Source organism: Rhizobium sp. ZX09, from assembly GCF_017357485.1.
GTDB classification, from domain to species: Bacteria; Pseudomonadota; Alphaproteobacteria; order Rhizobiales; family Rhizobiaceae; genus Agrobacterium; species Agrobacterium pusense.
Genome location: NZ_CP031363.1, coordinates 829,268 through 855,946, shown reverse-complemented (window position 1 = coordinate 855,946; position 26,679 = coordinate 829,268). Strand labels below are relative to the sequence as shown.

At 59.8% G+C, this 26,679-nt stretch carries 21 protein-coding genes and 1 pseudogene; 12 read left to right on the top strand and 10 right to left on the bottom strand.

Translation table 11 applies throughout. The features are described 5' to 3' along the window. Window positions 1-3 precede the first annotated feature (3 nt). A complete protein-coding gene (parC, locus tag BTN45_RS04145; protein WP_207589059.1) occupies window positions 4-2,256 on the bottom strand; it encodes a DNA topoisomerase IV subunit A in 2,253 nt (750 codons plus the stop codon). A gap of 229 nt (window positions 2,257-2,485) precedes the next feature. Here parC and BTN45_RS04140 point away from each other — a divergent pair, with 229 nt between their 5' ends. Then, complete coding sequence (locus BTN45_RS04140) at window positions 2,486-3,676, top strand: hypothetical protein (RefSeq protein WP_004441154.1); 1,191 nt, start codon at window positions 2,486-2,488, stop codon at window positions 3,674-3,676. A 121-nt stretch (window positions 3,677-3,797) separates the two neighbouring features. Here BTN45_RS04140 and BTN45_RS04135 read toward each other — a convergent pair whose 3' ends face one another. Then, window positions 3,798-4,274 (bottom strand): FUSC family protein, encoded by a 477-nt coding sequence (locus tag BTN45_RS04135; RefSeq protein ID WP_022555974.1) that lies wholly within the window; start codon window positions 4,272-4,274, stop codon window positions 3,798-3,800. 2 nt (window positions 4,275-4,276) lie between these two features. Next, window positions 4,277-6,064, bottom strand: a complete 1,788-nt coding sequence (gene aspS / locus BTN45_RS04130; RefSeq protein WP_004441151.1) for an aspartate--tRNA ligase — start codon at window positions 6,062-6,064, stop codon at window positions 4,277-4,279. Window positions 6,065-6,255: 191 nt separating this feature from the next. On the opposite strand from aspS, the pseudogene BTN45_RS04125 reads away from it, so the two are divergent. The 7 genes and pseudogenes from BTN45_RS04125 to BTN45_RS04095 all read left to right on the top strand — a co-directional run bounded on the left by BTN45_RS04125 (window position 6,256) and on the right by BTN45_RS04095 (window position 13,412). Beyond that, window positions 6,256-7,531 (top strand): annotated as a pseudogene (locus BTN45_RS04125) (MFS transporter). Window positions 7,532-7,613: 82 nt separating this feature from the next. Next, window positions 7,614-8,774 carry a ribonuclease D gene (gene rnd, locus BTN45_RS04120; RefSeq protein WP_037088987.1) on the top strand — a complete coding sequence of 387 codons (1,161 nt, stop codon included), beginning with the start codon at window positions 7,614-7,616 and terminating at the stop codon, window positions 8,772-8,774. A 329-nt stretch (window positions 8,775-9,103) separates the two neighbouring features. After that, window positions 9,104-10,132, top strand: coding sequence for an adenylate/guanylate cyclase domain-containing protein (locus BTN45_RS04115; RefSeq protein ID WP_004441145.1), 1,029 nt, complete (start codon window positions 9,104-9,106; stop codon window positions 10,130-10,132). Between the two features lie 142 nt (window positions 10,133-10,274). Continuing rightward, window positions 10,275-11,633, top strand: coding sequence for an esterase-like activity of phytase family protein (locus BTN45_RS04110; RefSeq protein ID WP_207589057.1), 1,359 nt, complete (start codon window positions 10,275-10,277; stop codon window positions 11,631-11,633). 136 nt (window positions 11,634-11,769) lie between these two features. Beyond that, complete coding sequence (locus BTN45_RS04105) at window positions 11,770-12,117, top strand: hypothetical protein (protein WP_004441141.1); 348 nt, start codon at window positions 11,770-11,772, stop codon at window positions 12,115-12,117. A 168-nt stretch (window positions 12,118-12,285) separates the two neighbouring features. After that, window positions 12,286-12,603 carry a hypothetical protein gene (locus BTN45_RS04100; RefSeq protein WP_072494276.1) on the top strand — a complete coding sequence of 106 codons (318 nt, stop codon included), beginning with the start codon at window positions 12,286-12,288 and terminating at the stop codon, window positions 12,601-12,603. 176 nt (window positions 12,604-12,779) lie between these two features. Then, entirely contained in the window at window positions 12,780-13,412 is a 633-nt protein-coding gene (locus tag BTN45_RS04095; protein WP_174150843.1) for a DapH/DapD/GlmU-related protein, read from the top strand. A gap of 47 nt (window positions 13,413-13,459) precedes the next feature. On the opposite strand, the gene ppx is transcribed toward BTN45_RS04095, so the two are convergent. The 4 genes from ppx to BTN45_RS04075 are packed head-to-tail and all read right to left on the bottom strand — an operon-like array spanning window position 13,460 to window position 19,168. Beyond that, window positions 13,460-14,983, bottom strand: a complete 1,524-nt coding sequence (ppx, locus tag BTN45_RS04090) for an exopolyphosphatase (protein WP_004441136.1) — start codon at window positions 14,981-14,983, stop codon at window positions 13,460-13,462. Then, window positions 14,980-17,226: an RNA degradosome polyphosphate kinase gene (locus BTN45_RS04085; RefSeq protein WP_004441134.1), complete on the bottom strand. Its 2,247-nt coding sequence runs from the start codon at window positions 17,224-17,226 to the stop codon at window positions 14,980-14,982. The genes ppx and BTN45_RS04085 overlap by 4 nt, the downstream gene beginning before the upstream one ends. 53 nt (window positions 17,227-17,279) lie before the next feature. Beyond that, the gene (gene hdaA, locus BTN45_RS04080) at window positions 17,280-18,008 is read right to left on the bottom strand and encodes a DnaA regulatory inactivator HdaA (protein ID WP_107339793.1); all 729 of its coding nucleotides are present in this window, start codon (window positions 18,006-18,008) and stop codon (window positions 17,280-17,282) included. 2 nt (window positions 18,009-18,010) lie between these two features. Continuing rightward, window positions 18,011-19,168, bottom strand: a complete 1,158-nt coding sequence (locus BTN45_RS04075; protein WP_004441130.1) for an AI-2E family transporter — start codon at window positions 19,166-19,168, stop codon at window positions 18,011-18,013. A 283-nt stretch (window positions 19,169-19,451) separates the two neighbouring features. On the opposite strand from BTN45_RS04075, the gene purM reads away from it, so the two are divergent. From purM to BTN45_RS04060, 3 genes are all read left to right on the top strand, one after another. Beyond that, on the top strand, window positions 19,452-20,525 hold the full coding sequence (purM, locus tag BTN45_RS04070; RefSeq protein WP_142181551.1) for a phosphoribosylformylglycinamidine cyclo-ligase: 1,074 nt from the start codon (window positions 19,452-19,454) through the stop codon (window positions 20,523-20,525). Next, window positions 20,522-21,196 (top strand): phosphoribosylglycinamide formyltransferase, encoded by a 675-nt coding sequence (gene purN / locus BTN45_RS04065; protein ID WP_207589054.1) that lies wholly within the window; start codon window positions 20,522-20,524, stop codon window positions 21,194-21,196. Before purM ends, purN begins: the two co-directional genes overlap by 4 nt. 133 nt (window positions 21,197-21,329) lie before the next feature. After that, window positions 21,330-22,265 (top strand): omptin family outer membrane protease, encoded by a 936-nt coding sequence (locus BTN45_RS04060; protein ID WP_037088978.1) that lies wholly within the window; start codon window positions 21,330-21,332, stop codon window positions 22,263-22,265. A gap of 56 nt (window positions 22,266-22,321) precedes the next feature. On the opposite strand, the gene BTN45_RS04055 is transcribed toward BTN45_RS04060, so the two are convergent. From BTN45_RS04055 to BTN45_RS04045, 3 genes are read right to left on the bottom strand one after another with little or no spacing between them, the layout of a single operon-like run. Further along, window positions 22,322-22,933, bottom strand: a complete 612-nt coding sequence (locus BTN45_RS04055) for an NUDIX domain-containing protein (protein ID WP_035207694.1) — start codon at window positions 22,931-22,933, stop codon at window positions 22,322-22,324. Window positions 22,934-22,959: 26 nt separating this feature from the next. Further along, complete coding sequence (locus tag BTN45_RS04050; protein ID WP_072494270.1) at window positions 22,960-23,556, bottom strand: NUDIX domain-containing protein; 597 nt, start codon at window positions 23,554-23,556, stop codon at window positions 22,960-22,962. Between the two features lie 13 nt (window positions 23,557-23,569). Then, entirely contained in the window at window positions 23,570-25,774 is a 2,205-nt protein-coding gene (locus BTN45_RS04045) for a molybdopterin oxidoreductase family protein (protein WP_207589052.1), read from the bottom strand. 41 nt (window positions 25,775-25,815) lie between these two features. Between BTN45_RS04045 and BTN45_RS04040 the strand changes: the two genes are divergently transcribed. After that, on the top strand, window positions 25,816-26,679 hold the full coding sequence (locus BTN45_RS04040; RefSeq protein ID WP_207589050.1) for a 23S rRNA (adenine(2030)-N(6))-methyltransferase RlmJ: 864 nt from the start codon (window positions 25,816-25,818) through the stop codon (window positions 26,677-26,679).

The following is a 26,679-nucleotide window of genomic DNA, read 5'->3' as shown; positions in this document are numbered from 1 at the left end:
CTCTTACCCACCAAACTTCCCGCTGCGCGGAAAGCCCTTCGGCACAATGCGGCCCGCCGTTGCACGGTCGGCCAACCATTCGCGCAGTTCTTCACCCACCTTGTTGAAGAGACGCCCGGCCGTGTCGGACCAGCTGAGGCCGTCGGCCAGCGCGAAACATTTCACATCCACGACGCCGCCGTCCTTGTAACGCTGCAGGCGCACGCCCTTGCCGCGCGACATTTCCGGGATCTGCGCCAGCGGGAACGCCAGGAGCTTGCGGTTTTCGCCGACGACAGCGACGTGGTCGCCTGTAACGGGAACCGCGAGCTTGGCCTCATCGGGCATGGATACGTTCATGATCTGCTTGCCCTTGCGGGTATTCGCGACCATTTCGCTTTCCGCCACGACGAAGCCGTTCCCGGCCGTCGAAACGAGCAGCAGCTTGCGCGACGGATCATGCACGAAGGCGGTGAGGACATCCTGATCGTTTTCCATATCGACCATGATGCGGATCGGCTCGCCATGGCCGCGTCCGCCCGGCAGCTTGTCGGCGCCGAGCGTATAAGCCTTACCGCCCGTCGTCAGCAGCAGCAGCTTGTCGGTCGTCTGCGCCGGGAAGGCAAGCTTTGGACCGTCGCCTTCCTTGAAGGTCAGGGTCGAGGTGTCGGACATGTGACCCTTCAGCGCCCGGATCCAGCCCTTCTGCGAGATAACGATGGTGACCGGTTCCTTTTCGATCATCGCCTGCTGAATGGCCTCGATATCGGCGTCAGGAGCGTCGGCAAACTGCGTGCGACGGCGGCCGAGTTCGGTCGCCTTGGCATATTTCTTTTTGACCTCGTCGATTTCCCAGGCGATGGTTTGCCACTGTTTGTCATCAGAGGCGATCAGCGCTTCGATCTCGGCCTTCTCATTCGTTAGTTCGTCGAATTCCTTGCGGATTTCGAATTCCTCGAGCTTGCGCAGGTTGCGCAGCCGCATGTTGAGGATGGATTCGGCCTGCAGGTCCGTCAGCGACCATTTCGCCATCATCACCTGTTTCGGCTCATCCTCCTCGCGGATGATGCGGATCACCTCATCAAGATTAAGATAAGCGACGAGCAGGCCGCCCAGAATTTCCAGTCTGCGATCAATTGCCGCCAGACGATGGCGCGAGCGGCGGACCAGCACGTCCTTGCGGTGCGCCAGCCACTCCGTCAGCACCTCGTTCAGCGCCATCACCTTCGGCACCTTGCCGAGCGACAGCACGTTCATGTTGAGCGGCAGGCGGCTTTCAAGATCGGAGAGACGGAAGAGCGATTCCATCAACAGCGTCGCATCGACGGTGCGGCTCTTCGGCACCAGAACGATACGCACATCCTCGGCGGATTCGTCTCTGACATCCTCCAGAAGCGGCAGCTTGCGGGCAATCAGCAGCTCGGCGATTTTCTCGATCAGCCGCGATTTCTGCACCTGGAACGGAATTTCGGTAATGACGATCTGATAACCGCCACGGCCCAGATCTTCCGTTTCCCACTTGGCGCGCACGCGGAAACCGCCACGTCCCGTCTTGTAGGCATCGAGAATATTCTCGCGGCTTTCAACAATCACGCCGCCGGTCGGCAGGTCGGGACCGGGAATGAATTCCACCAGCTTTTCAACGGTCGCATCGGGATGCTTGATGAGGTACAGCGCCGCGTCACACAGTTCATGCGCATTGTGCGGCGGGATCGACGTCGCCATGCCCACAGCGATGCCGGAAGCACCGTTCGCCAGCAGATTGGGGAAAGCGCCGGGCAATACCACGGGCTCTGAATTGGATTCGTCATAGGTGTCGCGGAAATCGACCGCGTCTTCCCCGATACCTTCCAGCAGAAGCTCGGCCACCGCCGTCATCTTGCTTTCGGTATAACGCATGGCGGCGGGGCTATCACCGTCAATGTTACCGAAGTTGCCCTGCCCGTCGACCAGCGGATAACGCAGCGAGAAATCCTGCGCCAGACGCGCCAGCGCATCATAGATCGCCTGGTCGCCGTGGGGGTGATAGTTACCCATCACCTCACCGACAATCTTGGCACATTTGCGGAAGGCGGAATTGGGTCTCAGGCCCATTTCGCTCATCGCATAGACAATGCGGCGATGGACCGGCTTCAGGCCGTCGCGAACATCCGGCAGCGCACGATGCATGATCGTGGACAAGGCGTAAGCGAGGTAGCGCTCTTCGAGCGCTGCCTTCAAATCGACCGGATGAATATTATCGTCTCCGCCGGACGGAGGTACAAGATTTTTTCCCATGGTGCTTGACTAGCGGAAATGGCGATTCCCGGCAAGAAACACAGGGGTCGCGGCTGTGGATGAAACCATCCCTTCCATGCGGTTTTTTGTTAACCGCGCTGCAAATGCCGCAATGCCGCCGTCATGGGAATCGATCTAAATACCCTAGACCTTTGATTATCAGCGAATATAAGTATCACCATTAGCATTAAGGCTCGGTTTGCAGCCGTACGTTGAGGGAAGAAACATCATGAGACTGAAATCCACCCGGCAGGTTCTTTTTGCGAGCGCCGCGCTTCTTGCCCTTTCCGCGCCGGCTTTCGCGCTGGATGGTGGGGATGTGCTGAAGAAGATCAATGCGGCCTATGCCGCGCAGGGCGGTCAAATTGATGCAGGCTCCGTCGCCGTCAACGGCTCGACGGTGACGCTGAACGACGTGACCCTCAGCGCCGCTGCCGACCCGGCCAAGAAAATCCCGGTTGGCAATATCACGCTTGATGGCGTCGAGGAAAACAACGGCGGCTACAAGATCAAGAACGCCCGCTTCGACAATATCGACTACAAGCAGGACAAGGTCGAGATCAAGGCCAGCGACATCTACATGTCCGGCCTTGTCATCCCCGCTGATGCCACCACCGGCACGGTCGATGCGCTGATGTTCTACGACGAAGCCCATAGCGGCCCGATTTCCGTGTCCGTCGACGGGAAGCAGGCTTTCTCGCTCGAGGAAACCAGTGCGACGATGTCGGTCAGCGACGACAAGAACTCGATCGGCTTTGACCTCGACGCCTCCGGCTTCAAGGCCGACCTCAGCGACGTCACCGACCCCGCCACCAAGGACGCAATCGAAAAACTGAAGCTGCAGGCGCTTTCCGGCGACATGACCATGAGCGGCAGCTGGGAAGTGGCTTCCGGGACTGTCGATGTCGAGGAATACGCGATCGACCTCGATGATGTCGGCCGCCTGAACATGTCGTTCGGTTTCTCCGGCTACACGCTCGCCTTCATCAAGTCGATGCAGGAAACGGTGAAGGCGCAGGCTGCCAACCCGAACAAGGAACAGGCAGACCAGGCCGCGAGCCTTGCCATGCTCGGCCTGATGCAGCAACTCTCCTTCGTCAACGCCGAGATCAGCTTCGAAGACGCCAGCATCACCAAGCGCGCGATCGATTATGCAGCGAGCCAGCAGGGTATGACGGGCGACCAGCTTGCACAGACCATCAAGGGCATGGCGCCGATCATGATGGCCTCGCTCAACGTTCCAGAATTGCAGAACATGGTGTCGGCGGCGATCAACACCTATATCGACGATCCGAAGAACTTCTCGATCACGGCAGCGCCGGAAAAACCGGTCCCCTTCCCCATGATCATGGGCGCTGCCATGGGCGCGCCGAACACCTTGCCGAAAATGCTCGGCGTCACGGTGACGGCAAACGAATAAGACCACATAAGCAAAACGCAGAGGCCCCGGTCATCGAACCGGGGCTTTTCTTTTGGGCAACTCTCTGCGGTGGAGACGGCGTCATATCTCCTGCACGGGGAGTAGAGTTGACCGGTAAAAGCTAGAGTTTCAGCCGTTCGCGAAAGAAGACCAGCGCTACGGTGACACCGGTCGCGACACCCACGATCACGTCGATGAAGCGGACAAGGCCGGCAACCTGCGGCCCCATGAGGAGCACGAGCATGGCGGAAGCACCAGCCTGTATCGGTACGACTGGCGGCAGGCCGAACATGGAGGCGAGGATCATGGCGATGAAGGTCGCCGAGGCCAGCCTGATTTCGGCGAAATCATGCGGGACCAGGAGGGCTATTTCCCCGACGAGAATGCCGACGGTGACGCCCACCATCAAGCCGAGGCCCTGACGAACATGGCTTGGAATTCCCGGCGCCAGACAGATGAGCGCGCTGATCGCCGCGAAGACGGGTTGCGGGTGGCCTAGCCAGCGATGCGCGACCCAGAACGCAAAAGCGGCCGCAAGTGCGGCCGCCAATGCACGGGTGAAGGCTGCGCGAACACGGTCGAGCAGCGTCTTCAACACGATCAGTCTTTCTTGGATGGAACGACGCGCAGCGCCAGTTCGCGAAGCTGCGTCGGCGTTGCCGGCGACGGCGCGTTCATCAGGAGGTCCTGCGCCTGCTGGTTCATCGGGAACAGCGTGATTTCGCGCAGGTTCTTCGCACCGACCAGCAGCATGACCACACGGTCGATGCCGAATGCGCAACCGCCATGCGGAGGCGCGCCGTACTGGAAGGCGCGGTAGAGACCGCCAAAGCGCTCTTCAACGTCGGTCTGCGACAGGCCAACCTTTTCGAAAGCCTTGACCATCAACTCGGGCGACTGGTTACGGATCGAACCGGAGGCGATTTCGAAGCCGTTGCAGACGGCGTCATACTGGAAGGCCTTGATGGAGAGCGGATCCTGCCCTTCCAGCGCTTCTAGACCACCCTGCGGCATGGAGAAAGGGTTGTGGGCGAAGTCGATCTTCTTTTCTTCTTCGTTGTATTCGAAGAAGGGGAAGTCGACGATCCAGCACATTTCGAAGCGGTCGCGATCGATCAGGTTCAGTTCATCGGCAGCGCGGGTGCGCGCCTCGCCGGCAAACTTGTAGAACTTGGCGGGATCACCGGCAACGAAGAAGCAGGCATCGCCAGCTTCCAGGCCGAGCTGCTGGCGCAGCGCCTCGGTGCGTTCCTCGCCAATGTTCTTGGCGAGCGGACCGGAGCCGCCGACCTTGCCGTCCTCTTCTTTCCAGAAGATGTAACCGAGGCCAGGCTGGCCCTGAGACTGCGCCCAGGCGTTCATGCGGTCGCAGAAGGCGCGCGAACCGCCGGTCTTGGCCGGAATTGCCCAGACCTGAACCTTCGGGTTGGAGGCGATCATGTTCGCGAAGACCTTGAAGCCCGAACCATCGAAATGCTCGGTCACGGCCTGCATGACGATCGGGTTGCGCAGGTCCGGCTTGTCGGAACCGTATTTGCGGATCGCTTCGTCATAGGGAATGCGCGGCCACTCTTTCGTCACCGGCTTGCCTTCTGCAAACTTTTCGAAGACGGCCGTCATCATCGGCTCCATCGTGGTCCAGACATCTTCCTGGGTCACGAAGCTCATTTCGACGTCGAGCTGGTAGAATTCGCCCGGCAGGCGGTCGGCGCGGGGGTCTTCATCGCGGAAGCACGGCGCGATCTGGAAGTAACGGTCGAAACCGGCCACCATCAGAAGCTGCTTGTACTGCTGCGGCGCCTGCGGCAGCGCGAAGAACTTGCCCTCATGAATACGCGACGGCACGAGGAAGTCGCGTGCACCTTCCGGTGAGGAGGCCGTGAGGATCGGCGTCGTATATTCGGCAAAGCCGGCATCGGCCATGCCGGTGCGCATGGCGGAGATGATCTGCGTGCGCTTGACAATGTTCTTGTGCAGCGTTTCGCGGCGCAGGTCGAGGAAGCGGTACTTCAGGCGAACGTCTTCCGGATAGTCAGGCTCACCGAAAACCGGCAGCGGCAGTTCCTTGGCGACGCCGAGAACCTCGATCTCCTGAGCGTAAAGTTCGATCTCGCCGGTCGCCATGCCCTTGTTGACGGTGTCTTCCGAACGCGCCTTGACGAGGCCGTCGATGCGGATGACCCATTCGCCGCGCACGGTTTCCGCAACCTTGAAAGCCGGGCTGTCAGGATCGGCAACCACCTGGGTGATGCCGTAATGGTCGCGAAGGTCGATGAAGAGAACGCCGCCATGATCTCGCACGCGATGAACCCAACCGGAAAGGCGAACGGTTTCGCCGACGTCGGACTTGCGGAGAGCGGCACAGGTGTGGCTGCGGTAACGATGCATTTTTTTATCCTGGAACGTGTCGTGGGCCCGTTGGAGGCCAGATGGGCGGCACTGTCGAAATTTGCCGGAAAAGCGCATGGCCAGCCCGATTTGTCAAGGCAAAGCGCAACAATGTCGCCTTCAGCCTGTCCTTTCCCCCGCCTTGGCTTTAGATAGTGCATATTCAGCCCGCCAAACCGAGTCGGCCCGCAATGAGCCAGATCAGACCCCTCATCCCGCTTCTCGTCACCGCCGGCATCCTGATCGGCGGCAACGGCCTGCAGGGAACCTATATTGCCCTGCGCGGCATCTCCGAAGGTTTTTCCGCCAGCACCATCGGCGTCATCAGCGCCGCCTACAGCATCGGATTCGCACTCGGCTGCATTTCGGTGACGCGGCTTCTGCGAAAGATCGGCCATATCAGAACATTTGCCACCATGGCAGCGGTCGCCTCGGCCGCTTCCATCGCCATGCCGCTCATCATCCACCCGCTATTCTGGATGCTGATGCGTTTCGTCATCGGCATTGCCGTCGCCTGTCTTTTTTTTTGCGGCCATCGAAAGCTGGATCAATGCCCAGGTGACGAATTCCAATCGCGCGCGCACGCTTTCCATCTATCGTTTCGTCGATCTCGGCTCCGTGACGCTGGCGCAATATGTCATTGCCGTGATGGGTGTCGAAGGCCCGGTGGTGTTTTCGCTGATCGCGATAGCGCTGGTGCTGTCTCTGGTGCCGATCTCGCTTGCCGACAAATCCAACCCTGCCCCGCCGAAGCAGATTCCCTTCGACCTTTTCGCCGTCTGGCGCATTTCCCCGCTTGCCGTCGTCGGTTGCGTGGCAGTCGGCCTCAGCATGGCGGCCTTCCGCAACATTGGCCCGATCTATGCCGAACAGATCGGCTTTTCCGTTACCGCCATCGCCACCTTCATGAGTGCGGGCATTATTGGCGGTGTGGTGCTGCAATATCCGCTTGGCGTTTATTCCGACCGTTATGACCGGCGCATCATCATTCTCGCCACCACGGCCGCCTCTGTCATCGTCGGGCTGTTTCTCGCTTTCTTCGCCGGCACGGACGAGTGGAGCAATATCATCGGCGTCTTCATCTTCGGCGCCTTCGCCCTGCCGCTTTATTCGCTGAGTTCGGCGCATGGCAACGACCACGCCAGGGAAGGCGAACATGCGATGATGTCAGCCGGACTGCTGTTCTTCTGGTCGTTGGGCGCAACCGTGGGGCCGCTTCTCGCCTCCGTCCTGATCGATCAGTTCGGTCCGAAGGCGCTGTTCAGCTATACCGCCGCGATCCAGATCGTTTTCATCGCCTACACCATATATCGGCTGCAGGTGCGCGAGGGCGTTCCGCTTGAGGAGAGGAACTGGCGGTTCAGTTCGCTGTTGCGCACCTCGGCCTATTTCCAGAAGCTCGCCGCACCCACACCACCTAAAAAGAATGGGTCGGAGCCCATTCCGCCGGAGAAAAACGATCCTTAGGCCTTCAAAAACGGGCTTTGTATTGACATGCGCCCGGCAAAGGGAAAGTAAGACGGATAATTTTCACGAGTGGCCATTTGCAATGATTGAAACGACTGCCGCCCTCGCCGAGGCCTGCACGGAACTGGCGAAATCGGAATTCATCACCATCGACACCGAATTTTTGCGGGAAACCACCTTCTGGCCTGAACTCTGCCTCGTGCAGATGGCAAGCCCGACTCTCGAGGTGCTGGTCGATCCGCTGGCGAAGGGCCTCGATCTTACGCCGCTTTTCGAGTTGATGGCCAATCCCGACGTCGTGAAGGTTTTCCACGCGGCGCGACAGGACATCGAAATCATCTACCATCTCGGCGGGCTTATTCCGCATCCGATCTTCGACACGCAGGTCGCCGCCATGGTCTGCGGTTTCGGCGATTCGATCTCCTACGACCAGCTGGTGCAGAAGATCAAAAACGTGCAGATCGACAAATCCTCCCGTTTCACCGACTGGAGCCGCCGCCCGCTGACCGAAAAGCAGCTGGATTACGCGCTGGCCGACGTGACCCATCTGCGGGATGTCTATCTCTCGCTGAAAGCCCAGCTCGAGCGCGAAGGCCGCTCGCTGTGGCTGACCGAAGAGATGGATATTCTCGAGTCTCGCGACACCTATGACATGCATCCCGACGATGCCTGGCTGCGGCTGAAATCGCGCCTGCGCAAGCCGACCGAGCTTGCCATCCTCAAATTCATCGCCGCCTGGCGCGAGCGTGAGGCGCGCTCCCGCAACGTGCCGCGTTCGCGCGTGCTGAAGGACGATGCGATCTTCGAAATCGCCCAGCAGCAGCCGAAGGATGCCGAGGCGCTGTCGCGGCTTCGCACCATTCCCAAGGGCTGGGAACGCTCCGCGTCCGGCAACGCCATCGTCGAGACGGTGAATGCGGCGCTGGCGCTGCCGAAAGAAGAAATGCCGAAGGCACCGCGTCACAGCCACGCGCCGGAAGGCTCGGGCGCTGCCGTGGAACTGTTGAAGGTTCTGCTGAAGCTGACGGCTGACAAGCACGGCGTCGCCGCCAAGGTCATCGCCAATAGCGACGATCTGGACAAGATCGCCGCCGAGGGCGAAAAGGCAACGGTGGCAGCACTGACCGGTTGGCGGCGGGAGCTTTTCGGCAATGTGGCGCTGAAGCTCATCAATGGTGAGGTCGCCCTGCGTTTTGCCGGCAAGAAGGTCGAGGCTGTAGAGGTTGCGGCGAACGAGTCGTAACGCTCGCTCTTTCCGCGACCTTCTCATACCGCGTGTCGCCTCATTCGCTAGCGCTGCGCCTGAAGGGCGCTGGCTGAACACCCGAATCGCCCGACAGCGCGTCGGGCGACAAAATCGGTGAAGCCATCGAATACACAATATAAACTTAGGCGGGGTGCGGGCCCCGTCCGTTGCGGCAACCGGGCAACAGGCTTTCCGATCCTTTATGCAACCTTACCGATTGCTCACTTTTTCCAGCGCTTTTTCCACATTAATGTCGCATATGACCTGAACAGAAGCTTTGCCCGCAAGGAGCGACGGGCCTGCCCTTCCCGAGATCAAGAATCGACATGAGAAAATTGCTGCCCATTCTGGATTACGTGGTGCTCTTCGTTGCCGTGGCCGGCAGCGGCGTGGCCTACGCCTTCCTGGAATATGGCGGTGGCGCGCTCATCGGCGCGACCTATGCGCTGTTTGCCTGCGCGCCAATCCTCGCCTTCGAGCGCGGTTACATCATGCCCGGCCTGTCGCGGCAGGTCAGCGCCCTGCCGACACCGGTTTACATTGCCGTCGGTCTTGTCATCTATGCTGTTCTCGTCTTCTGCGGCTTCGGGCTGGGCGGCACGATCCTGTGGCTGAGCGGCATCTTTCCCGGCACCTGGAAACGCGCCGTTCATGCCGAAGTACAGACGCTGGTCTTCACGCTCATCGTCTGCGGCATCATCGTCTTCATCATGCGCGTGCGTGAACTTCTTGGCCGCGATATCTTCATCGACCTCATTCTCGGGCGCTATCGCAGACCGGTGAGCGAAGACCGTGTCTTCATCTTCATAGACCTTGTAGGCTCCACCTCCTTCGCCGAAACTCATGGCGACCTGAAGGCACAGGAGTTTCTCGGCGAAATCTTCGCGAGCTATGCCGCACCGGTCAGGAAACACGGCGGCGTCATCGACGATTACATCGGCGACGCCGCGATCATCACCTGGCCATACCATAGGGCGATACGGCGCGCGGCCTGCGTGCGCTGCGTTTTCGATATTCAGGCGACCATCGAGGAAAAGCGCGACATGTGGCTTTCCCGCTTCGGTGAAGTGCCGCGCCTGCGCTTCGCCATCCATGGCGGACCTGTCATCACTGCGGAAATCGGCGTCGACCATCACAAGATCACCTATTTCGGCGATACGGTGAACACGACCTCCAGACTCGAATCGCTGAGCAAGATGCTTGGCCATCCCGTGCTGATTTCCGCCGACCTCGCCCATCAGCTGGTGCTTCCCAAGGGCGTGCGCAGCGAATATCTCGGCGAGCACGCGGTCAAGGGCCGTGGTCAGACGCTCGGTGTCTGCACGCTCAGCCAGTATCAGGCCCCCGCCGCTTAGGGCGGAGCAACGTCGCCGTCACCTTCGCCAGCAGCGCCGTCATCAAAATTCATCAAAGCTTCAAATGGCAATCACCTCTCTGTCATGTGCTGCCCCTATCGCGTCAATCCTGTCTTCAACAGGTACTGAGAGGGGTCTCAACATGAAGCACGTTCTTTTCGCCTCTTGCGCGGTTCTCGCGCTCGCTTCCGCATCGCTGGCAGCGGAAAAGGAGTTTCCGGCAAAGCTGGTTTCACATGCCATTCTGCCGGCCAACACCATCATCGCCGCGCCTGCCGATGCGCCGGCACATCTCAAGACCTCCGCCAAGTTCACCACAGCCGACCGCAAGCGCGCCGAAGGCCTCGGCACCGTGCCCGGCAAGGACGGCGCGCGCCTGACGGGCCTTTCCATGCCGTTCAACGGCCAGCCCATGCAGGGCTTTTCCGGCATCAAGGCCATGCCGGACGGCAGCTTCTGGAGCCTTTCCGACAACGGTTTCGGCTCCAAGCTCAATTCGAGCGACGCCATGCTGATGCTTCACCATCTGAAGTTCGACTGGGAAGCCGGCAAGGTCAATGCGCTTGAAACCGTGTTTCTCTCCGACCCTGACATGAAATCGCCCTTCCCCATCGTTCTGGAAGGCACGGAAAAGCGCTACCTGACGGGCGCCGATTTCGATGTCGAATCCATTCAGCCTGTTGCCGACGGTTTCTGGGTGGGTGAGGAATTCGGTCCTTACATCCTGAAATTCACCCGCGACGGAAAGCTGACCGATGTGATCTCCACCAAGGTCGGCGATATCGAGGTGAAGTCTCCCGACCATCCGGCTCTCGCACTGCCTGGCAACCCGACTCAGAAAATGCCCGCTTTCAACCTGAAACGCTCCGGCGGTTATGAAGGCATGGCGCTCTCCAAGGACGGCTCAAAGCTCTACGGCCTTCTCGAAGGACCGCTCTATATGGCGGACGGGCAGGTAGAAAAGACCGAAGACGGCGCGACCGCGCTGCGCATCATCGAACTGGACACCGCCAGGAAAGAGTGGACCGGTCGCAGCTGGCTTTATCCGCTGGCGGAAGGCGGCGAGGCGATCGGTGACTTCAACATGCTGGATGAGACCACTGCCCTCGTCATCGAACGCGACAACGGCGCCGGCACGGCCGACAAGGCCTGCGCCGACCCGAAGGCTCCCACTGCGGACTGCTACGCCCGCCCAGCCAAGGTCAAGCGCATCTACAAGATCGAATTCAACGACGCCAATGTCGGCAAGGCCGCCCGCAAGATCGGTTATATCGACCTGATGAAGATCTCCGACCCTGATAACAAGAAGCGCCAGGGCGGCGGCAACGGTTTCTACGACATGCCTTTCGTCACCATCGAGAATGTCGACCGCGTCGATGCCACGCATATCATCGTCGGCAATGACAACAACCTGCCTTTCTCTGCCGGGCGGGCGCTGGACAAGGCTGATGACAACGAATTCGTTCTGCTTGAGGTCAAGGACCTGCTCGAGGCGAAGTGAGGCCACGGCTGCCGTCATTTGCATTGACGGTCACCAATGATCCGGACGGAGCGCTGGCAGACACGAACGTCTGCGCGGCGCTCCTTCCGATTTTCCGGCCGCGACAGAAACATGCTTGCGGAAAAGAAGACGTTTCATGCAGGACCATGCCGAAAGACTGTACTACGCCCTGAAGAGAAGCTGGTCGGGCGAGACCAGCGGCCTCTGGTCGCGCGAAAATCCTGCCAGGGGGCAAGGAAGCGTCACTGCCCTGGTGGTTCAGGACATTTTCGGCGGCGAAATTGCGAAAACCGCTGTCAGCGGCGCGCAACACTTCTACAATATCATTGATGGCGTCCGCTGGGATTTCACCTTCACCCAATTCGATCTGCCGGTGGGTTATCAGGATCATCCCGCCAATCGAACCGAAGTCATGGCGACGATAACGCCGCTGCAATATGCCTATCTCAGCGCCTGCATTCGAAAGGCACTCGGCCATGGCTGAACGGCTTGCAAAAAGGACAGCCCATTGCTGTTCGATCCGCACAGACGGCATGGAGGTCAACCGGCGCGCTACACTTCAAGACCAAGATTTATGTTTCCCGCAAAGCGGACACAATCCACGCGATAATATTGCTTGGCGAAATGGTTGTACCGACAGGAGAGACATTTAATGAGCGAGAGTTGTCCGGTTCTGACACCGGCAGAACGGCAGGTTCAGGATATATTGGAACGCAACGAAGCGGCGATGATGGCGAGTGTTCATGCAGCGGTTGAGCGCGCCAGCAAAGAAGTCGCCGAAGCATTCGAGGCGACCGGGTCAGACATGCAGCCACCACCCCGGGATTATTTTGCCGCGGTCGCGCATCAACAGCTCTTTTTGTTGTTGTGCGGGGCCGATCCGCAGACCTTCGAGGGCGGCGACCCAGAAATCGCCGGTCATATCATTCGGAATGCTCAAAACATAACGGAGCACTACTGGAAACGATAATGCGCCCGAATGTCGCCGGCAGGTGACCCGATCTGGAAGGAGAGAATGTCACACGAAGCAAGAGACGTAATCTGAACTTGACAGGGTATGCCGGTCACGGATGGACTGCTCCGCCGTCTCGCGTCATAGGGCCTTCATCATGCCCGGTTAAGCAGGCGCAAAATCGGGAGACTGCAATGGATTCGACCGCACAGATCAAGCGCCCTAAGCTCGCAGAGACCGTCATTCATGCAACAGCCAGCGTAAGAGACTCGAGCATCGGCAGATGCTGCGAGATTTTGGCCGACACCTCGCTGCATAATGTTGAGCTCGGAGACTACTCTTATCTTGGTCCCCGCTGCATGGTGGGGGATGCGATCATCGGGAAGTTCTGCGCCATCGCCGCGGAGGTCAGGATAGGCGCTCCCAACCATCCGATGGACCGGCCATCCATGCACCGTTTCAGCTACTGCCCGGAATATTACTCTGCCGATGCGGTGCGCGACGATGCCTTTTTCGCGCAGCGGAAGCAGGATCGCGCCGTCATCGGTCACGATGTCTGGATCGGGCACGGGGTCATCGTACTGCCGGGCGTCAAGGTGGGACACGGCGCGGTGCTGGCCGCCGGCGCCGTGGTGACCAGGGACGTACCGCCCTATACGATCGTCGGCGGCGTACCCGCAAAAATCATTCGCGAGCGCTTTTCACGATCGATTGCGCAGAAGCTTACCGCTATTGCCTGGTGGGACTGGCCCTTCGAGACGATCATGGCTCGGCTTGGCGACTTTCAGTCAAACGATATCGAAGCGTTCTGCGAGCGCTGGTCCTAGCACGGGGCCAATGTCGTTTCTGTCGTGAACGGAGACTCCGCCGCTTCTTATTCGAACACGAAGGCCAGCCGCTTGCCCGTCAGCTTCGCCAGTTGCTGCAAACGTCCGTCCAGCCGCTCGCCGGCAAAATCGCAATAATCATGCGGCACCACAAATTCCAGATCGAGATCCGGATTATCTGTCTTGCGGAATTTCAGGTGATCCACGACACCCGGCATGGAGGCTGAAAAAAGATATACGACGCGCAGCAGGCCGCCCAGCAGTTTGGCGAGTTCCTGCAGACGCTCCCCCGCCATCGCGGCAAGCGGCTCGGTGGTGCCGTTGTCGTTCAGGCCTTCAAAGCGGTAATAATTGGCAAGTGCAATATAGGCGCGCCCGGGATGGGTGATCGCCACAAAGGACGAGTGGGCGATGATATTGAGCGCCTGCAGACCGCGGTAATCCGGATGCGCGCGCCAGCTGATGTCGGCCAGCAGGCAGGCGGCCTGCCGATAGCGGCTTTCCTCTTCCGTCTCGTCGATGCCGAAAACCGGGAAGGTGCGACCGCTCCAGTCCGCCAGTTCTCGCGCATGCTCCGGAGAACGGGCGCGCAGAATGGCAAGTTCGTCGGCGGCCACCAGCAGCGGATCGGATTCGCGCTCCGCCTCCGTCAGCAGCGAATAAAGGTAACCCTCGCGTACGCCCTGTGCGGAAAAAGCGATCCTGGCCGGCTTCATCATCTTCAGAACTTCGCGCATGGCGATGGCACCGAATGGCAGGAGCGAGCGGCGGTTCTTGGAGACCGCCTGCCAGGCGGGATCCTTGCTATCCCGGGAGACGATGACCTCCTCGAGGAAATTCAGCATTTCCTCTAGCGGCAATTCATAACCCTGCATCATGTGCAGGGGATAACCGGATATCTCCATGTGCAGCTTGGCGATATTTCGCCAAGTGCCGCCGACGGCGTAAAAGGTGCGCCCCTCACCCGCCGCCAGAAGTTTGGCGAAGGATTTGACGTGCTTTCTGGCAATGGTCGCCGCTTTTTCCAGCGAGCCGTCCGATTGCTCCGAAAGCCGCAAACCGCCAAGCGGCAGGGTGATGCCTTCGCCGCAGCTCTTGCCCTTGATGTCGATCAGTTCCAGCGAGCCGCCCCCGAGGTCGCCGGCGATGCCATCAGGATCATGGAAACCGCTGATCACGCCATAGGCCGAATAAAGCGCTTCCTTCTCACCCGACAGAACCTCGATCTCACAGCCGAGGATGGCTTCGGCCTCACGAATGAAATCGGGACCATTTTCCGCTTCTCGGGCCGCGGCCGTGGCCAGCACATAAAGCTGCTGCGCCTGCGCCTGCTCGGAGAGGGCGTGAAAACGCCTGAGCGCCAGGAGCGCGCGGCTCACACCTTCCTCATGCATGCGCCCCGTCAGCGCCAAACCTTTGCCAAGCCCGCAAAGCACCTTTTCGTTGAACAGCACCGCAGGCGCGCGGGAAAGACCTTCATATACGACAAGACGAACGGAGTTCGAGCCAATATCTATGACGGAAACGGGGGCAAGGCCGGTCAGCCGCCCCTGTGCTTCTGATCGAGTCATTCAGCCTGTTTCTTGCGGGACGAAATCAACCCGGCAATCAATTTGGGCGCACTGGATTTCAGGGCTTCACCACGTCCGGAAAGGCTGGGATTGGTCATGAAATAGTGCTGCGCGTTGAACGGTTCTTCGCCTTTACGCACCTCGATGCGCCTCGACGTTCCGTCCGCAAGTATCTCGTAGCTCTGCTGGTTGTCAATGAGATTGCCCAGCATAATCTGTGAAAGAACCTGCTCATGCACGGTGGGATTGGTCAGCGGCACCAGCGTTTCCACGCGGCGGTCAAGATTGCGCGGCATCATGTCGGCGGAGCCGATATAGACCAGCGCCTTGTCCGACGGCAGGCCGAAACCATTGCCGAAGCAGAAGATGCGGCTGTGCTCCAGGAAGCGGCCGACGATGGATTTGACGCGGATATTGTCCGACAGGCCGGGCACCTGCGGGCGCAGGCAGCAGATGCCGCGCACGACGAGGTCCACCTCAACACCCGCGGCGCTGGCATGGTAGAGCGCATCGATGATCTCTGGATCGACAAGCGAATTCATCTTCATCCAGATCGCCGCCGGCGCGCCGCGCTTGGCGTGCTCGATTTCCTCGTGAATATGCTTGAGGATGCGCGCGCGTAGCGTATAGGGCGAGACGGCCAGCTTCATGCCCTCCTCCGGTTCGCCGTAACCCGTGATGAAGTTGAAGATATTCGCCATGTCGTGGGCGATCTTCGGGTTGCAGGTGAAGAAGGACAGGTCGGTATAGATCTTGGCCGTGATCGGGTGATAGTTGCCCGTGCCAAGGTGGCAATAGGTCCGGAGCTTGCCATCCTCGCGGCGCACCACCATCGACATCTTGGCGTGGGTCTTGAGTTCGATGAAGCCGAACACGACCTGCACGCCGGCGCGTTCCAGATCGCGCGCCCAGCGGATGTTTGCTTCCTCGTCGAAACGCGCTTTGAGCTCGACCAGCGCCGTGACGGATTTACCTGCTTCCGCGGCATCGATCAGCGCGCGAACGATCGGGCTGTCGTTGGAGGTGCGGTAAAGCGTCTGCTTGATGGCAAGTACTTCGGGATCGCGCGCAGCCTGCAGGAGGAACTGCACCACCACGTCGAAGCTTTCATAGGGATGGTGAACCACCATGTCCTTTTCGCGGATAGCAGCGAGGCAATCGCCGGCATGTTCACGAACGCGCTCCGGGAAACGGGCATTGTAGGGCTCGAATTTCAGGTCGTCGCGCGGGGCACGCACGATTTCCGAGATCGTGTTGAGCGCGAGAAGACCGGGCAGAACCGCGACGCGATTATCCGGCACACCGAGTTCGTGCACCACGAACTGCCTCAGCGACTGCGGCATTTCACTGTCGGTCTCGATGCGGATGACGGAACCGCGGCGGCGGCGTTTCAGCGCGCTTTCAAAGAAGCGCACCAGATCTTCGGCCTCTTCCTCCACCTCGATATCGCTATCGCGGATGATGCGGAACGTGCCGGAACCGCGAACGGTATAGCCGGGATAGAGCCGGTGAATGAACAGACCGACCACATCCTCGAGCGTGATGTAGCGGATGGCGTTCTTCTCATCCGGCAGCCGCACGAAGCGGTCGAGCGCCGGCGGCAGGCGCAAAAGCGCCGTCATCGGCTCGCGGCCGTTGACGCTGTCCAGCTGCAGCCCCATGGAAAAGCCGAGATTGGGAATGAAGGGGAACGGGTGCGCCGGATCGATGGAGAGCGGCGTCAGCACCGGGAACATGCGTTCCTCAAACTCGGTCTCCAGCCAGTTGCGATCCTCATCCGAAAGCGCAGCCGGGCGTACGATGTAGATTTCTTCCTTGGCAAGATATTGCTGCAGAACGGCAAGCGAGGCCTGCTGCTCCATCTGCAGGTTGTCGATTTCCTTCAGAATATCTTCGAGCTGTTCTGCCGGGGTCTTGCCGTCCGGGGTCCTGACGGTGATCTTCTGGCGCACCTGGCCTTCGAGGCCGGCGACGCGAACCATGAAGAACTCATCGAGATTGGCCGCCGAGATGGACAGGAAACGCAGCCGCTCCAGCAGCGGGTGATCGGTGTTCAGCGTTTCCTCAAGGACACGGCGGTTGAACTGGAGCCAGGAGAATTCGCGGTTGATGAAACGCGCGGGGCTATCCCAGAGGTTCTCGCCCTCGGTCTGCGGCTGAACCTTGTTGAAATCTTCCTGCGCGACAGCGTCCATGCCCTGTTCCATCCCCTGACCAATTTCCAATCCGTGATCCTGCTGCATCCCGCGATCGTCCTTCTTGCCCGTATAACAGTTTGACGACGGAACTGTGACAGTCAATCGTCGTCCGGTCCGTTATGTCTCTCGGCATTGTCCATCGCGTTGAGGACTTCCGCCACCAGTGGGCGGGTGATCCTCGTTCCGCGCGAAAGCGCCAGCCTGTCGATCCGCTCTACGATCGTCTGCGCCGTATCGAGCGAACGTTCCATTCTGTTGACGATGTAGCCTATGAGTTTGTCATCCATGTAAAGCTGCCGGTCAGCGAAGAGCTTCACCAGCACCTGCGCCAGCAACGCCTCGTCCGGTTCACCCGTTTCCACTACCGTCACGGCCTTGAGGCGCGAGCGCAGATCCGGCAGCGTGACGGGCCAGGCCGACGGCCATTGCCGGCTGGTCATCAGAAGCGTCGTGCCATTCTGGCGTACGCTGTTGATGACATGGAAGAGTTCGGTATCATCAAAACCACGCCGATCGGCATCCTCGAATAGCACCGCCCCCCTTTCGGCCGCGCGCGCGGCATCCGCGCCCGCTTGCGGATGAATCTCGCGGGCCTCGCTGATATTTTTCCAGATATTGGCAAGGTGCGATTTTCCGGAACCGGGCGGCCCTGCCAGCACGACCACCGGCGAGGGCCAGTGCGGCCATGCGTCAACGAGGCTGACGGCGGCCTCCAGCGAAGCCGACACGAGGAGATCGTCCCGGCCGGAGGCGGACGGATGCGAAAATGCGAGCGGCAGCTGCTCGGCCTTCGACCGGGCGTTGTCGGTTTTGATTGGGTCAGTCATTGTCAGCTCTGAGAGTCAACCTTGCCGGAGGACGTTTCCCTTTCTTCCAGGGTGAGGTTGGCTTCCCAGGGAAGGTTGGCGGCGTGCCCGTGGTAAAGATCGCTTTCAAGATACCGCGACAAGGCGAAGCGGACAAGCACGCCGACCGCCGCCGCAGCCGGCACCGCGACGAGAAGCCCGACGAAGCCGAAAAGCGCGCCGAAAGCGAAGAGGGCAAACATCAGCCAGACAGGATGCAGGCCGACGCTGCTGCCGACAAGTTTCGGCTGCAGGATGTTGCCTTCGATGAACTGGCCGGAAAAGAACACGACGAGGGTCAGCACGACATAGAGATAATCCGGCCAGAACTGCACGATGGCGACGCCAACCGCCAGGATCAGGCCGACCATGGAGCCGATATAGGGAATGAAGCTGATGAGGCCCGAAAAAAGGCCGATCAAAAGGCCGAAATTAAGCCCGACCAGCGACAGGCCGACGGCGTAATAAACCCCGAGAATGAGGCAGAGCGAGCCCTGCCCACGCACGAAACCGGCAATGGTCTTGTCCATGTCGCGGGCGATCTGGCGCACCGTGTGCACGTAATCGCGCGGGATCCAGCTGTCGACCTTGTCGATCATCCGGTCCCAGTCAAGCAACAGGTAAAAGGCGACGACGGGGGTGACCACCAGGAGCGACACGACATCGACCAGCGATTTCCCGGAATTCCATATCTGCGTCAGCAATGTGCCGATGAAACCCGCACCTTCGGTGAGGAGTTTCGAGAAGTTCTCCTTTACCGCGTCGATCTGGCTGCTCACCCAGTCCGGCAGGAGATTGGTATCCGCGCCGGCGATCAGCTGCTGCAGCGATGAGATATATTGCGGGATGCGCGTGATGAATTCCGAGGCCTGGGCGGCAATGAGCGGAATGATGATGATGAGCGACAGCGCGAAGACCAGCACGAAGGAGATGAGAATGACGACCGTGGCCATCAGCCGGCTGAGGCCGCGCCTCTCCAGCCAGTCGGCCACCGGATCGAGAAAATACGCAAGCGCCATGCCAGCCACGAAAGGCAGGAGAATGGAGCTGAAGACCATCAGGAAGAGGATAAAGACGGCAAGCACGCCGATCCAGAAAAACACCTGCCGGCGCAGGCTGGTACCGCTTACATGGGGTTGCATCCGTTCATCCTTCTGTCACCGCATCGTCATCCCGCATCATGGAGATAGGATGGGCGTGGGCACATGGTCAAGACTGCGTCGGCAAAGGGATAAGGGGACTGAAAAAGCCGACAACGCAGAATATCCGGTCCCACCTTCGCCGCATTGCGGCAAATGCTGCCGAGAGCGACCATCGCGGAACGTCAAAGCCGTTAAAAACCGGAGGTTTTGCCACGCAAACCCTTGCATCAGGCCCCGTCCCGTGCGAATGGCGACGCCAAAGGAACCAGCGGAGACGAGAGCCATGAGCCAGTCGGGCAAGAACGGTCTTACCTATAGTGACGCAGGGGTGGATATCGACGCCGGCAATCTGATGGTCGAGAAGATCAAACCGGCGGTGCGTTCCACGCGACGTCCCGGCGCGGACGGCGAAATCGGCGGCTTCGGCGGCCTGTTCGATCTGAAAGCCGCTGGCTTCACCGACCCGGTTCTGGTGGCCGCCAATGACGGCGTCGGCACCAAGCTGAAGATCGCCATCGACGCAAACTATCACGACACCGTCGGTATCGATCTCGTCGCCATGTGCGTCAACGATCTCGTGGTTCAGGGTGCAGAACCGCTGTTCTTCCTCGATTATTTTGCCACCGGCAAGCTCGATCCCGACCAGGGCGCTGCGATCGTTTCCGGCATCGCCGCCGGCTGCCGCGAATCCGGTTGTGCGCTGATCGGCGGCGAAACCGCTGAAATGCCGGGAATGTACTCAGATGGTGATTACGACCTCGCGGGCTTTGCCGTGGGCGCGGCCGAACGCGGCCAGCTGCTGCCGGCCGGCGACATTTCCGAGGGCGACGTCATTCTTGGCCTGTCCTCATCCGGCGTCCACTCCAACGGCTTCTCGCTGGTGCGCAAGATCGTATCGATCTCCGGGCTCGAATGGGATGCACCCGCTCCCTTCGCCGATGGCAAGAAGCTGGGCGAAGCGCTACTGACTCCAACCCGCATCTATGTGAAGCCGCTTCTGAAGGCGATCCGAGAGACCGGCGCGCTGAAGGCTTTGGCGCACATTACCGGCGGCGGTTTCCCGGAGAATATTCCGCGCGTTCTGCCCAAACATCTCGCCGCCGAGATCGATCTCGAAGCGATAGAGGTTCCCGCCGTCTTCTCCTGGCTTGCGAAAACCGGTGGTGTCGAAGCAAAGGAAATGCTGCGCACCTTCAATTGCGGCGTCGGCATGATCGTCGTGGTTTCGGCTGAAAATGCCGAAAAGGTCACCGAAGTTCTGACGGCCCAAGGCGAGACCGTCTTCCCGCTCGGCCGCATGGTCGCCCGTGAAGAAGGCGCGCATGGCACGATCTACAAGGGCGCCCTCGCCCTATGATGCCCGCCGCCCTGTCGTCCGGCCGCAAACGTGTCGTCGTTTTCATCTCCGGCAGCGGCTCCAACATGGTGTCGCTGGTAAAGGCCTGCCAGACGGCGGATTTTCCGGCGGAAATCGCCTGCGTGATCTCGGACAAGGCAACTGCCGGCGGGCTGGAAAAGGCACGGGGTTTCGGCATTCCGACCCTCGTCTTCGAACGCAGGACCTATGCGAGCAAGACGGAACATGAGGGCGCCATTCTGGCCGCTCTTGGGGAGATTGCGCCTGACATCATCTGTCTCGCCGGCTATATGCGGCTGATCTCGGGGGATTTCATTGCCCCCTATGAAGGCCGCATCATCAATATCCACCCTTCCCTGCTGCCGCTTTTCCCCGGTTTGCATACGCATCAGCGTGCCATCGACAGCGGCATGAAGATTTCCGGCTGCACGGTCCATTTCGTCACCGAAGGCATGGATGAGGGCCCGACGATTGCGCAGGGGGCTGTGCCGGTTCTTTCCGACGACACGGCAGATACCCTGGCTGCGCGGATCCTCACCGTCGAGCACCAGCTCTACCCGCTGGCGCTGAAATTACTCGCCGAAGGCAAGGTGCGGATGGAAGGCGGAAAAGCCGTTTTCGACAAGAACGAAAGTAAAACCGAGTATTCCATCCTTGTTTCTGCCTCGTGATGTAGTTATTCCTAAAGTACATAGATAAATCAGAATTGGTATCTTCGTTGAAATAAACCGATCATTTACCATAATCGTCTTTAATGACCGCAACGGCCCTTACTTCAGGCCCTCCGGACGCTCAGGAGCGATTATGCGATTTTCGAGATTTCCCCTGCCGCTTTCTGCGGCTTTACTGATGGGTACCTGCCTGCCACTCGCCGCCGAACAAAACGGCATTACGGCTTCACTGGATGCCGGCGTTCTCAATCTCCGGGCGACGGAAACTGTTCATCTCGGTGGCCGCAAGGTGAGCGAACTGGAATGGGAAACGAAGAACGCCGTGGCGTTGCGCGGCTCGCTCGGCCTCGAACTAGCGCCCGGCTGGCGCGTCAAGGCGGAAGGCCGCATCGGTTTTGAAGGCGATGGCTACATGACCGACTACGACTGGGTATGGCCCTTTTCGAAAGACAGCTCCAAGGAGAATTGGAGCGATCGCTCCCAGCATGATGACACACGGCTCGACCATTATTTTTCGGGAGGCCTCGAACTCAATCGCACATTGCTGGAGGATCCGCAGCAATATCTTAGCGCGGGCGTCGGTTTTCGCTACACCGATGTGCAATGGTCGGCCTATGGCGGCAACGCCGTTTACAGTGTTTTCTCCCGCCGCGATTTCTCAGGCAAATTCAAGGATGGCCTCAAGGGAATCACCTATCGCCAACAGATACCGGTTTTCTACGGCAACCTGACGGGCGGCCAGAGATTCGGCAACTGGTCGCTCAATCTCGGTCTCGAAGGTGGCGCCATGGTCTACGCCAAGGCGACTGACGATCACTGGCTGCGCGACATGCGCTTCACTGACAAATTCGACGTTGCCGGCATGTTCGGGGTGAAGGCAGGCGTTGCCTATGACGTGACGGAAAACGCCTCGATCTACCTCGACGGCGCTTACGACTATACCAGCCTCGGGCGCGGGAACACGCATTATAGCGGCGCGGGCGCCGGAAGCCTGTCGTCGGAGAAGAACGCTGGTGGCGGCGACTTACAGTCGATTTTCGTGGGTGCCGGCGTCAGAGGGCGATTTTAGCGTCGATGGCCGTATCCGTGGGTTAGTTCACTGGATATGCTCAAGCCGCCCCGCCTTTAAAGCCGGTCGCGATTAAGCATCGCCCATTGCAGCAGAATGATCGTCTTCGAATCCGTGATTTCACCCGAGGCGATCATTCCGAAAGCTTCGTCGAGACCATAGGTCAGAACCTCGATATCTTCGCCTTCATCCTCCAGTCCGCCACCGCTGCCCGCTTGCACGTCGAGATCGATGCGGGCGACGAAGAGACTGACCTTTTCAGTCAGCGTGCCAGGGCTGGCATACATGTCGAAGAGGTATTCAACCTTTTCGACGGCGTAACCGGATTCCTCCATCGCCTCGCGGCGGATTGCATCAGCGGCATCGTCGCCATCGAGAAGCCCTGCCGGAACTTCGATCATGAAGTTCGGGTCGCCGTTGACGAAGGCGGCGGGGCGAAACTGGCGTACCATTACCACGCTGTCGCGTTTCGGGTCATAAAGGAGAATGGCGGCGGCGAGGCCGTGATCATGGACCTCCCTCACAATACGGATCGTCTTGCCGTCAGGCATGCGCTGGTCAAAAACGAGCTTCTGCAAATGCACGAAGCCCTTCCAGACGGTTTCCTTTTCCACCAGCCGGATCCGGTCAGTCGCGGCAGCGGGCGACTTTAAGAGCGACACGTTCATAAGAGTCTCCGAAAGATGATGAAATCTCAGGCTGTCAGGGAGGCGCGGTTCAAGGCCGCCCATTGCAGCAGCATGATCGTCTTGCCATCGCATATCTCGCCCGTCTCGATCATCTTCATGGCGTCGTCCAGCGGGATTTCCACGACCTCGATATCCTCGTCCTCATGGGCCGCACCGCCGCCTTCTTCGACACGATCCGAAGATTCGACAATCGCGGCGAAGAAATGAATGATCTCGGTGACAGAACCGGGCGACATGAACGATTTGAAGAGGAACCGCACGTCCCTCACGACGTAGCCCGTTTCTTCCGTCACCTCGCGGCGGATGGCTTCGGCCGGATTATCGCCGTCCAGCAGGCCGGCCGGGGCTTCAAGGAGCCAGCCGTGATGACCGTTCACATGGGCCGGCATGCGAAACTGCCGTACCAGAACAATCGTCTGGCGTCGTGGATCAAACAGCAGGATCGTCGCGCCGTTGCCACGGTCATAGGCTTCGCGCCTGATGACTTTCGTTTCGCCACGGGAATTGGTGTAATTGTAGGTTATGTTGCGGAGGTGATACCAGTTCTTTGAAAGCGTTTCGTCTTTCAGAATTTCAATTTTCACGTTGTCGAACTTCGTCATTCAAAATCTTCCGTCAGCTCTTGCGCAGCCAAACCTTGTTGTCGTGAAATGCCGCGCCGCCATAGGGAGCGACGGCGTCGGCACCGGTCAGCACGTTGATGCCCTCGCCGTCCAGATGCGCCTTGTTCGGCCATAGCCCTTCGGCAATGAGCACTCCCGGCCTAGCACCTTCCACGATTTTCGCGTGGAGCCGGACCTCGCCTCGCCCGTTGCCGATGCGGACGATGTCGCCATCAGAAATGCCGTTGATGGCGGCATCCTCAGGACAGATCATCAGTTCCGGGCGACCTTCCTTCTGCACGGAGGTTTTGGTTTCCGCGAAAGTGGAATTCAGGAAGTTGCGCGCGGGCGATGTCGCCAGTCGGAAGGGATGGTCAGCATCCGCAACCTCGATGACATCGACCTGATCCGGGAATTTCGGAAATTCCGACACCGGCCCCATCACGCCGATGTTCTTCGGCGGTTTGTTGGGAGACGGCCCTGTTGCCCAATCGGGGCTGAAACGGAACTTTCCGTCACCGTAACCGAAGCCTTCAAGATAATGCGCGACCTCGAACGGTGGCTGCGCATCGATCCATTTCTCTTCGGCGAGCGTATCGAAGTCGCCCCAGCCACTGACTTTCAGCATATGATCGACATGATCGCGCGCTGAAAGGCCAAAGCCCGGCATGTGGTCGATCCCGAGACGCTTTGCCAGCTCCTCGATGACGAAGAGGTTGGTACGCACCGTTTCGGGCGGCTCCACCAGTTTAGGACCAAGCAAGATGTGATTCTGGCCGCCGGCGCGGTAAATGTCGTCATGTTCGAGGAACATGGTGGCGGGCAGCACGATATCGGCAAGCTCGGCCGTTTCCGTCATGAATTGCTCATGCACGGCGACGAAGAGATCATCGCGCAGGAAGCCCTGCTTCACCAGCCTCTGTTCGGGCGCGACATTGACCGGATTGGTGTTCTGGATGAGCAGCGCCGTCACCGGGCCGCCGTGGCGCAGCGCTTCGGCGTCGCCCGTCAGCACGCGGCCGATCTGCGACTGGTCGAGCTGGCGCACGTCGGGGTCGGCATAGGCCGTGCCCATGAGCTCCGCCTTGTTGAGCCGGAAGATGTCGCCATTATTGTGGAACGCGCCGCCGCCCTCATATTGCCAGGAACCGAGCACCGTGGCGATCGAAAGCGCTGCGTGCATGGCGACCGCGCCGTTGCGCTGTCGGGCAAACCCATATCCGAGCCGGAAGAAGGTCTTCTTCGTGACGCCAACCAGCCTCGCGAAATCCTCGATCTCGTCGACCGAAAGGCCCGTGATCTCTGATGCCCACTGCGGCGTCTTCGTCTTCAAATGCGCCTCGAGCCCGGCTGGGTCGTCGGCGAAGCGCGCCATGTAACCACGGTCGGCGTAACCGTCGCGGAAGGCGATGTGCATCACGGCGCATGCCAGCGCCGCATCCGTGCCGGGTCGGACGACGAGGCGCATATCCGCCTGTTTCATGGTTGGATTGTCATAGATATCGACCACGACGATCTTCGCGCCGCGTTCCTTGCGGGCCTTGACCGCATGGGTCATGACATTGACCTGCGTGGCGACCGCATTGGTGCCCCAGATGACGACGACATCGGCCTTGCCGATCTCGCGCGGATCGGGGCCGCGCAAGGCGCCCGTGCCCATCACATAGCCGGTCCAGGCCATGTTGGTGCAAATCGAGCCGAAGAAGCCCGAATATTTCTTGGCGTGGCGCAGCCGCTCGATGGAGTCGCGCTGCACCTGCCCCATGGTGCCCGCATAGAAATAAGGCCAGATGGCCTCCGCGCCGTGCCGGGCTTCTGCCTTCACAAAAGCGTCGGCGACCTCGTCCAGCGCCGCTTCCCAGGAAATTTCCTGCCAGTCGCCCGCCCCTTTTGCGCCCTTGCGGCGCTTCGGGGTCAGCAGACGACCGGGATGATAGATGCGCTCGGAATACCGCGCCACCTTGGCGCAGATCACGCCGGCGGTATAGGTGTTGGCATTGGCGCCGCGCACACGACCGATGCGGCCATCGGCATTGATATCGACCTCCAGCGCGCACGCGCTCGGACAGTCATGCGGGCAGACCGTGTGTCCGATACGGACTTCGGCCTTCAGGGCGGCTTTTTCAGCGGAAATCGGGGTCGCAACGTTCATGTCTTTTGTATATTGCATCAACGATGCGGCAAAAAGGCCGAAGTGACGTCCATCAAGAATATTCATCCTGACCATTCATCCGGATAAACGGCAAGCGAGACACATCCATGAACTACCGCCACATTTATCACGCCGGCAATTTCGCGGATGTCCTCAAACATGCCGTTCTCGCCCGCCTCGTGCGTTACCTGCAGAACAAGGACAAGGCCTTTCGGGTACTGGACACCCATGCCGGCATCGGTCTTTACGACCTGACGTCTGAAGAGGCGCAGAAAACCGGCGAATGGCAGACCGGCATCGGAAAGCTGATGGAGGGTGATCTGCCCGACCCTATCGCCGAGCTGCTGGAGCCCTATCTTGCCGCCGTGAAGGAACTCAATCCTGAAGGCGGTGTCAAATTCTACCCCGGCTCACCGAAACTCGCGCGTATGCTGTTTCGCCCGCAGGACCGGCTTTCGGCCATGGAACTGCACCCGGATGACAGCCGCGCGCTCGCGCGGCTATTCGAAGGTGACTATCAGGTGCGGGTGACCGAGCTCGATGGCTGGCTGTCGCTTGGCGCGCATCTGCCGCCGAAAGAAAAACGCGGGCTCATCCTCGTTGATCCGCCATTTGAGCTGGAGAATGAATATCAGCGCTTGGCCGATGGCCTGAACAAAGCCTACCGACGTTTTTCCACTGGCACATATTGCCTGTGGTATCCGCTCAAGAAAGGCGCGCCGATCAAGGATTTCCACGAGCGGCTGCAATCCTTCGAGATTCCGAAGATGCTATGCGCGGAACTTTCCGTCAGGAGCGACCGGCTGGATGGGCTGAGCGGCTCCGGCCTCATCATCGTCAATCCGCCCTACACGCTGAAAGAAGAGCTGCACACGCTGCTGCCTTACCTCAAGACAAGGCTGGCGCAGGACAGGTTCGCCTCGCAACGCGCCTTCTGGCTGCGCGGCGAGGAAAAGTCGGAAGACGGCTGA